This window comes from Amphibacillus xylanus NBRC 15112, assembly GCF_000307165.1.
Lineage (GTDB): Bacteria > Bacillota > Bacilli > Bacillales > Amphibacillaceae > Amphibacillus > Amphibacillus xylanus.
On record NC_018704.1, the window covers coordinates 2,254,746 to 2,267,198 of the forward strand.

Annotated in this window: 11 protein-coding genes and 1 riboswitch; of the genes, 7 read left to right on the forward strand and 4 right to left on the reverse strand. The window is 35.5% G+C overall.

Annotation, left to right across the window (positions count from 1 at the left end):
- Positions 1-4 precede the first annotated feature (4 nt).
- A complete protein-coding gene (locus tag AXY_RS10810) occupies positions 5-1,837 on the forward strand; it encodes a heavy metal translocating P-type ATPase (RefSeq protein ID WP_015010852.1) in 1,833 nt (610 codons plus the stop codon).
- Between the two features lie 316 nt (positions 1,838-2,153).
- Here AXY_RS10810 and AXY_RS10815 read toward each other — a convergent pair whose 3' ends face one another.
- Positions 2,154-2,996, reverse strand: a complete 843-nt coding sequence (locus AXY_RS10815; protein WP_015010853.1) for a hypothetical protein — start codon at positions 2,994-2,996, stop codon at positions 2,154-2,156.
- A gap of 100 nt (positions 2,997-3,096) precedes the next feature.
- Between AXY_RS10815 and AXY_RS10820 the strand changes: the two genes are divergently transcribed.
- The 5 genes from AXY_RS10820 to zupT all read left to right on the forward strand — a co-directional run bounded on the left by AXY_RS10820 (position 3,097) and on the right by zupT (position 8,113).
- Positions 3,097-3,396, forward strand: coding sequence for a hypothetical protein (locus AXY_RS10820; protein WP_015010854.1), 300 nt, complete (start codon positions 3,097-3,099; stop codon positions 3,394-3,396).
- 47 nt (positions 3,397-3,443) lie between these two features.
- Positions 3,444-3,556, forward strand: a riboswitch (TPP riboswitch).
- Between the two features lie 71 nt (positions 3,557-3,627).
- A complete protein-coding gene (gene thiW / locus AXY_RS10825; protein ID WP_015010855.1) occupies positions 3,628-4,113 on the forward strand; it encodes an energy coupling factor transporter S component ThiW in 486 nt (161 codons plus the stop codon).
- Positions 4,114-4,637: 524 nt separating this feature from the next.
- Positions 4,638-5,795: an N-acetylglucosamine-6-phosphate deacetylase gene (gene nagA / locus AXY_RS10830; RefSeq protein ID WP_015010856.1), complete on the forward strand. Its 1,158-nt coding sequence runs from the start codon at positions 4,638-4,640 to the stop codon at positions 5,793-5,795.
- Positions 5,792-6,520: a glucosamine-6-phosphate deaminase gene (nagB, locus tag AXY_RS10835; RefSeq protein WP_015010857.1), complete on the forward strand. Its 729-nt coding sequence runs from the start codon at positions 5,792-5,794 to the stop codon at positions 6,518-6,520. Before nagA ends, nagB begins: the two co-directional genes overlap by 4 nt.
- A gap of 783 nt (positions 6,521-7,303) precedes the next feature.
- The gene (gene zupT / locus AXY_RS10840; RefSeq protein ID WP_015010858.1) at positions 7,304-8,113 is read left to right on the forward strand and encodes a zinc transporter ZupT; all 810 of its coding nucleotides are present in this window, start codon (positions 7,304-7,306) and stop codon (positions 8,111-8,113) included.
- 50 nt (positions 8,114-8,163) lie between these two features.
- Here the strand turns inward: zupT and helD are convergent, their stop codons facing one another.
- Together helD and AXY_RS10850 are read right to left on the reverse strand one after the other, a co-directional pair.
- The gene (gene helD, locus AXY_RS10845; protein ID WP_015010859.1) at positions 8,164-10,509 is read right to left on the reverse strand and encodes an RNA polymerase recycling motor HelD; all 2,346 of its coding nucleotides are present in this window, start codon (positions 10,507-10,509) and stop codon (positions 8,164-8,166) included.
- A gap of 193 nt (positions 10,510-10,702) precedes the next feature.
- Positions 10,703-11,083, reverse strand: a complete 381-nt coding sequence (locus AXY_RS10850) for a RidA family protein (protein WP_015010860.1) — start codon at positions 11,081-11,083, stop codon at positions 10,703-10,705.
- Positions 11,084-11,184: 101 nt separating this feature from the next.
- Here AXY_RS10850 and AXY_RS10855 point away from each other — a divergent pair, with 101 nt between their 5' ends.
- On the forward strand, positions 11,185-11,583 hold the full coding sequence (locus tag AXY_RS10855) for a secondary thiamine-phosphate synthase enzyme YjbQ (protein ID WP_015010861.1): 399 nt from the start codon (positions 11,185-11,187) through the stop codon (positions 11,581-11,583).
- Positions 11,584-11,709: 126 nt separating this feature from the next.
- Here AXY_RS10855 and AXY_RS10860 read toward each other — a convergent pair whose 3' ends face one another.
- Positions 11,710-12,444, reverse strand: a complete 735-nt coding sequence (locus tag AXY_RS10860; protein ID WP_015010862.1) for an NAD-dependent protein deacylase — start codon at positions 12,442-12,444, stop codon at positions 11,710-11,712.
- Positions 12,445-12,453 lie beyond the last annotated feature (9 nt).

Below are 12,453 nucleotides of genomic sequence, written 5' to 3' on the forward strand. Positions count from 1 at the left end.
TAAGATGATTAAGTTTTTATTAAAAAATCGAAATGGGCAGTTCCTGTTGATTGGGTCCTTTATGGCAATGGTTGGATTTGTACTGATGTTGCTCAACCATGATTATAGTCGTTTTGCTTTTTATGGCTCGATCTTCTTTTTAGGCTTTTTTGCAGCTAAAAATGCAGTCGTTGATACAATTCAATCAAAGTCGCCTAATGTTGACTTGTTAATGATCTTAGCAGCGCTTGGAGCAACCTTTATTAACTATGAATCTGAAGGTGCAACACTATTACTAATTTTTGCTTGTGCTGAAGTTCTTGAAGACTATGCATCTAACAAATCAACCCGTGCGATTACTGAATTAATGGCTCAAGTTCCAACTGTTGCACAAGTATTAAAAGACAATGGCGATGTCATTGAAGTCCCAACAGATGCATTAGCTATCGGTGATATTGTCATCGTTGCAAAAGGTGCCCAAATTCCGATTGATGGAACGATCGATCGAACAGCACTGATCAATGAAGCCGCTCTCACAGGAGAGTCAATCCCTGTAGAGAAATCTAAAGGAGATAATGCTTTTGCCGGAACAATTAATGAAGGTCATGTCTTCTATTTAACTGTAACAAAATTAAGTCATGAAACAGTCTTTTCAAATATTATTCGGATGGTTGAAGAAGCACAGAAGCGTCCATCTAAAGTATCGAAATTTATTGACCGTATTGAGTCTAAGTATGTGATTGCAGTGCTGATCACTGTTCCAATCTTTATTTTGATGTTGTATACATTAAATGACCTGACATTTCAAGAAGCCTTCTATCGTGGAATGGTATTATTAACTGTTGCAAGTCCCTGTGCATTAGTTGCATCTGCAACACCAGCAACACTAAGCGCGATTAGTAACGGAGCGAAAAACGGCGTCCTCTTTAAGGGTGGTGCTGCGATGGAAGCACTTAGCTCTATGGATGTACTATATAGTGATAAAACTGGGACATTGACTTTAGGGAAATTTAAAGTGATTGATTATGAAATCGATGAAAGTATTTTAAAAGAAGTTGTATATATGGAACAACAGTCGAGTCACCCCATTGCTGATGCGATCACAACATCGTTTAAAGATTTAGATTTAGGTGCTGTTGACGATCGTACACCAATTGAAGAAATTGCCGGTGCAGGGGTTAAAAAAGGCGATATCATAGTAGCTAAACCTACTGCATTAAAGAATTTTGAAGACCCATATAACTATCGTGAGAAGGTAGCAGCTGAAAATACTGCTGTCTTAGTTGGCAAAGCTAATCAAATTGTTGGGTACTTCTTATTAGCTGATCAAATCCGAAGCGAATCAGCTGAAGCAGTTGCTGGTTTTCAGGCTGAGGATATTAAGGTTAATTTAATTACTGGCGATCATGAATTGGTTGCTAAAAAAGTTGCTAGTGAAATTAAAGTTGACCATTATTATTCTAACTGCTCACCTGAGGAAAAAATAAAATTTATTCAAGCTGATCAAGACAATCATCATGTTGTCGGTATGATTGGTGATGGTATTAACGATGCCCCTGCTCTTGCTCAAGCAGATATTGGGATAGCTATGGGCAGTGGTTCGTCAGTCGCCATGGAGTCATCTGATGTTGTCATCGTCAAAAATAATTTAGCCAAATTGTTATACAGCTTTAAATTAAGTCAGCGATTAAATAAAATTATTGTTCAAAATGTGATTTTTTCAATTGCAGTGATTGTCTCATTGATTGGTTTAAATATTGTTGGTTGGCTAGGTTTGCCGTTGGGTGTTGTATTTCATGAAGGATCAACAATTTTAGTAATCTTAAATGGGTTACGTTTGTTAAGGCAAAAAGACTAGATCAGGTTTTCCAGTTGAATTAATAACATTTATCCATCAGTATTCCAATCAAATGAGAAGGTAACGAATCGATGTTAGAAGAATATTAAAGTACTTTAATAGTGGTTATATGTACTTGGTGGGCTATAGTCGACTGTCGACTTCTATTCGTTAACTTTTAATCATAGCCCATTTTAAACAATTTAATATCTCTATTATTGTTCTCTCACCCTACAGATCACATTCAACTGGACACATAAAAATAATCCACCGTATTAATAAAGAGAATGGTGGATTATTTTTATTATAATCAAAAAGGTATTATTTAATTTACTACTTAAGGCCCTACTCTAAATACTACTGTAGCACGATGAGGGGCTTTCAGCATAGCTTTATTATTTGATAAAGTATGATTGATCGAAAGAGGGCCTAACGAAACATTTACACTAGTATTAGAACCACCAGGATCTGAAGCGTACTGCATTTGGAAAATACCCGTCCTTTTGTTTTTTGTGTCTACTTTATAACTAACGTGTCCTTTGTAGTATGCCGCATTTCCACTCCACCGCCATGTAGCACCATTATTAGCATCAATCTCATATGGTCTACCACCTGCATTTCCGTAATATTGCCAAGTATTGTATGTTTGTTGTCTAGTCATAATTCTTGCTTCATAAGAGTTGGGAACTATATCTAAGTTTGATTCTTTAGTAAATCCTACAAACTCTCTGGGTGCTGTTTCCTTTTTCGTCCATTCGAAAAGAGCAATTATCCGTTGAACTTTCTGTCCATTGTTTGCTGTAGAAAACTGAAGCTTTAGGTCAGATGTTGGAATTACATTAAACGGTGAGACATAGTTAGGTGAAGTATTATATATAGCCGGAAGTTCTACTAGATTTCCATCCGGGTCAATAATATACTCTTTGATTTCCCCTGGATAATAATTTAGCTTTCTATCTGGATTATTTTCTATGTCCTCACCAAAGTCAGCTATGAGTATTTCTTTCAAACCAATATCCATTAGATTAATTTCCGCTTCTGACAAACCATAACTTAAAAGTTTTGAATTGTAATAACTCTCCAAATCCTCATAGGCATAGACATTGCTATCAATTACAATTAAACCACACAAAAAGATTACTGATAACAAGAAACCCAAAAACACTTTTTTAAAAGACATTTGCACCTCTCCTTTATTATGGTATATTATATATAATATACCATAATAACTTCCGTGTAAATGATAATTTACAAAAAAATGTAAAGTGAGGAATAAAAAGATGAAGATAAAGATTACCCCTCTTTTATTAACAATCAATGCTATATTGTTAGTGTTTATTTTATTATTATTAGTCTTTAAAGAACCAATTTCCGTAACTACTGAACCTGCACAAGAAAGTTACGTCCCTAATAGTTCTTATGAAGTCGCACAATTAAGTGAGAATATCATTGCGATCGTGAGTACAGATTATTATTCTGCGGACTTTGGCGAATTAATTGCATTAGAGTTTGATCCTGATACTGATACATTTAATGTGATTAGTAATTTTGATATTAGAGATAATTGGGTGCCTAACTAACTTGTCATTTGATCTGATCTATATTATGATGAAACCAATTCAATAGCTTTGACTACTAGGGGTGCCGATGGGATCGGCTGAGAGGAAAGAATTCAATCTTTCTAACCCTTTTGAACCTGATCTAGTTCGTACTAGCGGAGGGAAGTAGCACTTCTTTAACCTATCAGGTTCTTCTTTCGCTGCAACTGACAGCTTTTAGTCAATGCAACAACAAAAGGAGGACTATTTTTTATGAAAAAAACAAATCAATTGACGCTAATTGCTGCCTTTATTGCAATTGGCGTCGTCGGGGCAAGCTTTCTCTGGTTTCCAACTGGGATTGCGCAAGCGTACCCTGTACAACATGCGATTAATGTCATTAGTGCCATCATTTTAGGACCTGTTCCGACAGTCATAATTGCTTTTGGCATAGGTCTTGTACGTAATGCTTTGGGGCTTGGTACATTACTTGCTTTTCCTGGCGGTATGATTGGTGCTTTACTAGCTGGTCTCTTCTATCGCTATCGTAAGCAAATAAGTTCAGCCGTCATCGGTGAAGTAGTTGGGACTGGAATGATCGGTTCACTCCTTTCTATTCCAATTGCACGTCTCGTTATGGGGCAGACTGTTGGTGTTTTCGCTTTTGTACCTGGGTTTTTGGTAAGTAGTGTTTTAGGTGCTATCATTGCGGCATTAGTTGCACCAAAATTATTAGCATATTTTAAACGTCACCATTGAGGCTGGGACAAAACTCAGCTAAGATGAAAAAGGAATTCAGTTAATCAAATGGATTCCTTTTTTACCATCATCATTTAATAGGATGATCATCTCTAATATAAATTAAAGGTGTCACTTTGTGATTCTCACTCTGGGTGGACGCTCTCCGCGGGATCGGCGTCAACTTTTATTGCTCCACTACCGTGTCGCAATAAGGGTTTTCTGACTCGATCTTTTCCCGCAGGAGTCGCCATCCGCCGTTTAAATCACTCGATAGGCGCTCGTTAAATAAGAAAACAATGAACTCTGATTAGCGTAATTGGCAGTGAACTTAAGAAAATGCACTGCCAATTACGCTAAAAATCCAATCAACCAAAACAATCACAAAAATAAAAATAGTTCTATTTACAAAAAAATCGTAAATAGAACTATTTTTTACTCAGTGAGACTAGTTATGTCCAAGCCACTTTTTTAATTTATATTTTAATTTTCACGCATTGAATGTCATAATAAAAGGGTAAGACTATTCTAAGTAGGTGAACAATATGCTAATAAAAAACGCACAAATATATACCGAACAGGAAGTAGTGAACGGACATCTTCTTATTGATCGAGGTAAGATAGCACAGATTTACCGTGAGTTACCACAAGATTTGCCCAAAGATATTGAGATGATTGAAGCGAATTATTTAAATCTTATCCCTGGTTTTATTGATACGCATATTCACGGTGCAAACGGGGCTGATGTAATGGATCAAACACCTGAGTCGATTGAAACAATTGCTAAGTTCCTTGTTACTGAGGGAACGACAAGCTTCCTTGCCACAACGATTACACAGTCAAAAGAAAATATTGAGCATGCTTTAGAAAATCTTGCTCATTATAACAATATCGACAATGGTGCTGAAATGATTGGAATTCATCTTGAAGGACCATTTGTAGAAAAATCAAAAGCTGGCGCACAACCGTTAGAATATATTATCAAACCAGATTTAGAATTATTTAACCATTGGCAACAAGTAGCAAACCGAACAATCAAAACAGTAACAATCGCACCAGAGCATGATCAAGATTTTCAATTTACTTCAGCTCTAAGAGCAGAAAATATCAATGTATCCGCCGGTCACACTGCTATGAATTTTTCAGCAATGAAACAGGCTGTTGCAAATGGAGTAAATCAAGTGACGCATCTATGTAATGCAATGAATGGGATTCATCACCGAGATATTGGGGTTGTTGGAGGTACATTCTTACTTGAAGATGTGTACGCTGAAATTATTGCAGATGGGATTCACGTTGATCCAGCTATGCTAGCATTAATTTATCAAAATATTGGACCTAATCGATTAATCTTAATCACTGACTCAATGCGTGCGAAAGGACTTCATCCAGGAATTTATGAATTAGGAGGCCAGCCTGTTCAAGTGAATGAAGATCGTGCTGTTTTAGCTAACGGTGTACTCGCAGGAAGTGTCTTAAAAATGATTGATGGTGCAAAGCAATTTTTTGCTATACCTGAGGTCACTATTCATGATATTATTTTAATGGCATCAATTAATCCGGCAAAGCAAGCAGGTGTTTTTCATGAAAAAGGCTCAATTGCAGTCGGAAAAGATGCAGATTTATTACTAGTAGATAATGATCTTGATTTAAAGCTAACCTTTAAAAAAGGGAAAATTGTATATCAAGGAGTGAGCCAATGAAGATTGTAAAAGTAAGTGACTATCAAGAAATGAGTGAATGGGCTGGAAAACAGGTCGTTCAGAAAGTTAATGAATTAAGTAAGCCTATTTTAGGTCTAGCAACAGGTTCTACGCCTGAAGGACTATATCAATACTTAATTGACGCCTATAAAAACGAAGAGGTTTCTTTTAAGAATGTCACGACATTTAATTTAGATGAATACATTGGACTGGATAGTGATGATCCAAATAGTTATCGCTATTTTATGAATGAAAAATTGTTTAACCATATTGATATTGATCCGAATAATGTACATTTACCAAACGGTGTAGCTGATGATTTAGAAAAAGAATGTAAGGATTATGAAGCCGCAATTAAAGAGGTTGGTGCAATTGACTTACAGATTCTCGGTCTAGGTGTAAATGGACACATCGCTTTCAATGAGCCAGGTACTTCGTTTGAGAGCCGGACCCAGATTACTGATTTAGTTGAAGAAACTATTGAGGCTAATTCACGATTCTTTGACAATAAAGAGGATGTACCCACACAAGCAATTACGATGGGGATTAAAACAATCATGGAAAGTAAAGAAATTATTTTACTTGCTTCAGGAGAAAATAAAGCTCAAGCTGTTAAGCAATTAATTGAAGGTGAAGTAACTGAAAACTTCCCTGCATCAATTTTACATCATCACCCTCAAGTAACAATTGTAATAGATCAAGCAGCTGCTTCATTGCTAAAATAAATTACAACCAACAATGCTTTGATTGATAATCTACGCATTGTTGGTTTTTTTATTTATGTTTCGATTCTTCAATTATGAGTTTAAATAAATAGACAAGCTCATCCTGTTCAATCATTTTCTCTACTGACGTTTGGTCTGTTAAATCAATTGATCTAATTGTGTTTCCAGTTGAATTAATCCAATCCCCTATTCACAGGACAAAGGATTTAACTAACAAATAAATTTTTATGAAAACAGTTGAAATTTGCATTTTTTCATATTAAAATGGTCTTAGGCGAAAAAGTTGCGTTAGGCAAACTTTTTAGGTTAGTCACATCTTTTGTATTGTTTTTTTATAATATTAAGATACTTATTAATAATCGAATGAATTTCATAATGACTTAATTGGCTATAAAACACGAACAATTGGGTTACAGATGACGCGGTGATTTCCACTCTAGGCGGACGCTTTCGGGCCTACAGGATGTAGGTCATGCAAGCGTCGTCACACGACGTGACGGTTTTAGCTTGCCTTCGTTAAACTCAGCTAATTGATAAAAGCTTTCCAAGCTTTTATCACTGGATCTTCGGACACGATTGTTCCCGCTGGAGTCGCCGCCTGCCGTTCCAATCACTTGATTAGGCTTCTTTATTTACGTGTGATATTGTATTTTTATTTGTAATCGTTCGTGTTCTTAACTAGATTTTTGTATTATGAAATTGACTCACTTAGATTAATAATCATAAAGTATTTAGGAAATAAATAATCTGAAATTAATAAAAAGAGAAGAAGGGATTTTGAAAATGGATGGTAACATATGGCTTGCATTTGGTTTAACTTTATTTGCCGGTTTAGCTACTGGGATCGGAAGTATACTCGCATTCTTTACAAAAACTACTAATACTAAATTTCTTTCATTTGCACTAGGATTTTCAGCGGGTGTGATGATTTATGTTTCTATGGTTGAAATCTTTTTTAAAGCTAAGGATTCTTTAGTTGGTGAGCTTGGTATAGTTAAAGGTTCATGGGTAACGGTGATTAGTTTCTTTGGAGGTATGCTTGTTATTGGTCTAATTGATCAATTGATTCCACAGGAAGGAAACCCACATGAAGTGAAGAAAGTTGAGGATATGGATAAAAAGCCCTCAACACTGAAAGATAAGAGTTTATTAAAAATGGGAACATTCACTGCTTTAGCAATTGCAATTCATAACTTCCCTGAAGGGATTGCTACATTTACTGCTACATTGCAAGACCCTGCCCTAGGTATTCCAATTGCAATTGCCGTTGCGATTCATAATATTCCTGAAGGGATTGCTGTATCCGTTCCGATTTATTACGCAACCGGTAGTAAGCGTAAAGCATTTAAATTATCATTTTTATCAGGTGTAGCTGAACCAGCTGGAGCAATTATTGCATATCTTTTATTAATGCCATTTTTAACAGATACACTATTCGGTATTATCTTTGCAGGAGTGGCTGGAATTATGGTCTTTATCTCTTTAGATGAGTTAATTCCTGCAGCAAAACGTTATGATGAAACACATAGATCAATTTACGGTGTGATTTCAGGTATGGCTGTTATGGCGATTAGTTTGTTGTTAATGTTGTAATGTAAATAAGCCTTTGTCACTCAAAATGTGAGTGGCAAAGGCTTTTATTTTTACTCTGTGATAATTTCATGAACACGATAGAAAGAATACAACGAAGTAGGTACTTCTGTAATAAATCTCGAGATACCACCAATAGCAATTAGCGTTAAATCGTGCATCGCTCTAGTACAAGCAGTATATAGTAAGTAACGCTCAAGTTCATTTAAATATTGATTTGTCGATGCGTCATAAACAATCACGCCATCAAATTCAATGCCTTTTGCTAAATAAACAGGGATAACATGAATGCCTGTTTTGAATGTATGCGTTTCTTGATCAATCAGTTGTACTTGATCATACGATTTCTTCAATAATTGGGCTAGCTCTCTCGCTTCGTCCATCGTTTTTGTAATGACTGCGATATGCGGATATTTACGATTTAGATAGTTATCAATACAATCGTATAGTTTATACTCTGCAATTGTTTGATTATCAAGTTCATATACTGTTGGTTTACTTCCTTCTCGGTTAAATGGTTCTATTTTATCCCCATCTTCAATAAATGATCTCGTAAATTCAACAATTGGTCGAGTCGAGCGATAGCTTCTCATTAATGTGACGCGCTCTGTATTCTCAATTGCATCTTCTGTTAAAATATTATTAGTCAAACTATGATAATAAATCGTTTGATTAACATCTCCTAGTAACGTCATTCGACTGTTAGGATAGATATAGGTTAAATAACGTAGCTGGAACGTAGAATAATCTTGAGCTTCGTCTATAATAATATGCTTAATTGCCCGATTCTCCTCAAACCCGACAATCATCTTCTCAAAATAGAGGAATGGTGTCGCATCTTCCCACGTTAAATTGTTAGACTGTAAATTTTCTTGTGTAAACTTAGCTAATTCTAGCCATTCTTTTTCGGTTATACCTTCTCCTGGCTCGACTTGATCAAATAATTTCATATATGTCCGCTTCGTATTTACAAAGGCAAGCTGCTTAATTTTACGTCGCAATGGCGCTAATCTACGACGGACTACTTTTTGTTTTAAGTAATAGGATTCAGCATCTGCTTCATGATAACCTTCTCTATTTTCCTGGACTTCATTTTCTACTTTTGTGAAAATTTCTTGTAAATCAGCTTTATCTAATAATTCAACTTCATCTTCAACCCAATCGGCTTTAATCCATTTTCGCTCTAACTGGTTTAATCTCTTTAAAATCAGCTCTGCTAGCTTCTCTAAACGTAATTGAATTGAAACATGCTCTGGAAATTGATAGAAAGTTTCAGCCAATTGCTCTTTAGTAAAGATAAATTGGTCTCGAAAGCGAATATTTCTAAACTGTAATCCTTCTTTCATTAAATCAGCTAGATATGCATCAACTCGATTTAAGAAATATTCACTAGATTTATAACGCATACCAGATAATCTTGACCATGAATCAGATTCTGATTCAGAGAAAACAACTTCAATTTGTTCAAATGGAGACTCGATTGTAAATCGGCTACCTAATTGTTGTTCAACATAATGGTAAAAAGTCATTTGCTTAATGTTCTCTTCCCCTAAATCAGGTAATACTCTTGATACATAACTGTTAAACAGTGGGTTAGGAGAAAATAAGATCATTTGATCAGCTGTTAGCGTTTCACGATAGCGATATAGCAAATAGGCAACTCGTTGTAAGGCTGCTGAAGTCTTCCCACTTCCTGCAACTCCTTGGACAACTAACATCTTGCTTTTTTCATTACGAATAATTTTATTTTGTTCTCTTTGAATAGTCGCAACGATGTTCCCCATTTTTGAACTAGAGAATTTACCTAGCACACTTTGTAATAACTGATCACCAATAGTTAAACCAGTATCAAACATACCGGTTAATTCACCCTGCTTAATCACGTATTGACGTTTTAAAGCAATTTCACCTTCGATTTCGCCATCAATTGTTCGATACGCTGCAGGCCCTGGTGCATAGTCATAGTACATACTAGAAATTGGTGCACGCCAATCATATATGAGAAAATCCTCATCATTTTCGTCCATCAATGAAGAAGTTCCAATATAGATCTTTTCCTTTGTATCCTGATTAGCCTCAATAAAATCAATTCGGCCAAAATAAGGCTTTTCTTTTAAGTCCAATAGCTTATTCATCTCTGATGCTAATTGACCGTGACTACGCTCTCTTTCAGATAAAAACTCAGCTTGTTGTTTTAAACTAGCTTGCGTTTCAATCGCGTCATCCATTTCAGTCAAGTTAACCGTTACATCATCCCAAAAGGTTTTTCGAATATCAATGACGCGTTCTTTAATTAATTGCATATATGTTTTTAATCGTTGAATTTTTTTATCGATATATTGACCAACATCTTTAACTCTGTTGTATTCCTCTTGCCAATCCTGATTGCTTTTTGGCATATTCCCACTCCTATCTTACATATAAACTTACATGAGCTTGATTAGAATTTACCCTATATGATATGTCATTATCCATGAAAAGAAGATAAATGTCCATCGTATCACTAACTTTCTTATAATATAGTGAATTGGCATTAGATATTGAAAGCCAACAAACCTTAAATGGTATTGTTGGCTTTTAATTGTCGTAGTTTTATCTCTTAGCAATCAGATCGATTTCCACTTTAACATCTTTAGGTAGTTTACATACTTCTACTGTAGCACGAGCAGGATATGGCTCTGTTAGAAATGCTGCGTAAGTTTTATTAACTGCATCAAAATCCGCTAAATCAGTTAAGTAAATTGTAAACTTAGCAACATTCTCAAAACTTAAGTCTGCTGCTTTTAATATTGCTTCAAGGTTTTTCATCACTTGTGTTGTTTGTTCTTCAATTGTTTCTCCGACGACTTCCATTGTCTCTGGGTCTAATGGAATTTGGCCCGAAACAAACACTAAATCTCCTAGATCAATTGCTTGCGAGTATGGTCCAATAGCTTTTGGTGCAAATTCAGTATCGATTTTTTTATTATTCACTTCGCTCATCCTTCCTGTCTATACATCATTAAAATTTTAACATATGTACGATTATTTAGTAAAATGAAGTTTAGATTACATTGTCATAAAGGAGAATTGCCATGATTAAAACATTTCATTTAAGAACGCATGCACATAGTGAAATGATCGAAATTACCGATCAGATTCAACAGTGGTTAAATGAGGAGCAAGTAACTGATGGAATAGTCATCGTATCCTCAATGCATACTACTGCCGGGATTACTGTTAATGAAAATGCTGATCCTGATGTTAAAACAGACTTTCTCCGTCGCTTAGATGAGGTCTATCCTTGGGATCACCATAAAGATCTCCATATGGAAGGCAACACAGCTGCACACCTAAAGACAAGTACAGTTGGACATGCTCAAACACTCATCGTCTCACAAGGTAGACTTGTCTTAGGTACGTGGCAAGGTGTTTATTTCTGTGAATTCGATGGACCACGTTCAAGAAAATATGTAGTAAAAGTCATTCAATAAACAGTTGACTTAATGAATAAATGAGACTGGGAACAATGATCATTAGTTATCAAATCCGTTTCGATGGCTTGATCGTTGATCTAAGACTTAAATGATATTTTTTCATTAACCCCAGTCTTATACTGTTTATATGAGTTGTTTGATTTGCTTGGTTACTTTTACTAAGTCATCATGGATCGTTATATCAAACAAATCATCCATTGGCGTAGCATCTCGATTAATAATCACTAAGGGGATCTGATAATTGCTAGCGATACTTGGTAACAAACTAAATGGTGTTACAAGCAGTGATGTGCCAAGTACCATAACAAGATCACTCGTGACAATTGCCATTTCCGCTTCTTGATGCTTAGTTATCGGATCACCAAATAGAACGATGTCAGGTTTAACTATCGTTTGACACGACTTTTTCTCACAAACTGGAACATCTTCTTGCAATATATATGATAAATCATATTGCTTTCCACATCTTGGACATGTAGCAGTGTTCAAATTCCCATGATATTCAATGACATGTTTATTACCTGCCAAACTATGTAAAGAGTCTACATTCTGGGTTACTACTTTGACATCTTTACCGTTTTTTTCTAAGTCGGCAATAAATTCATGGACAACATTAGGCTGATAACTTTTTAGTAATTTAATTTTAAAGATACTCTTATATTTATGCCAAAAATCAACAGGATCTTTTTGATAGTAATCAACTGAAGTGTAATATTCTCGTGAATGATCCTCTGTCCAAATACCATCATTTGATCTAAAATCTGGTATTCCACTAGCCGTCGATACACCTGCACCAGTTAGAAAAGTAATCGATTTTGCTTCTGTTATCATTTTTGCTATTGCTTTGATCTGAGCCATTTTTATCAA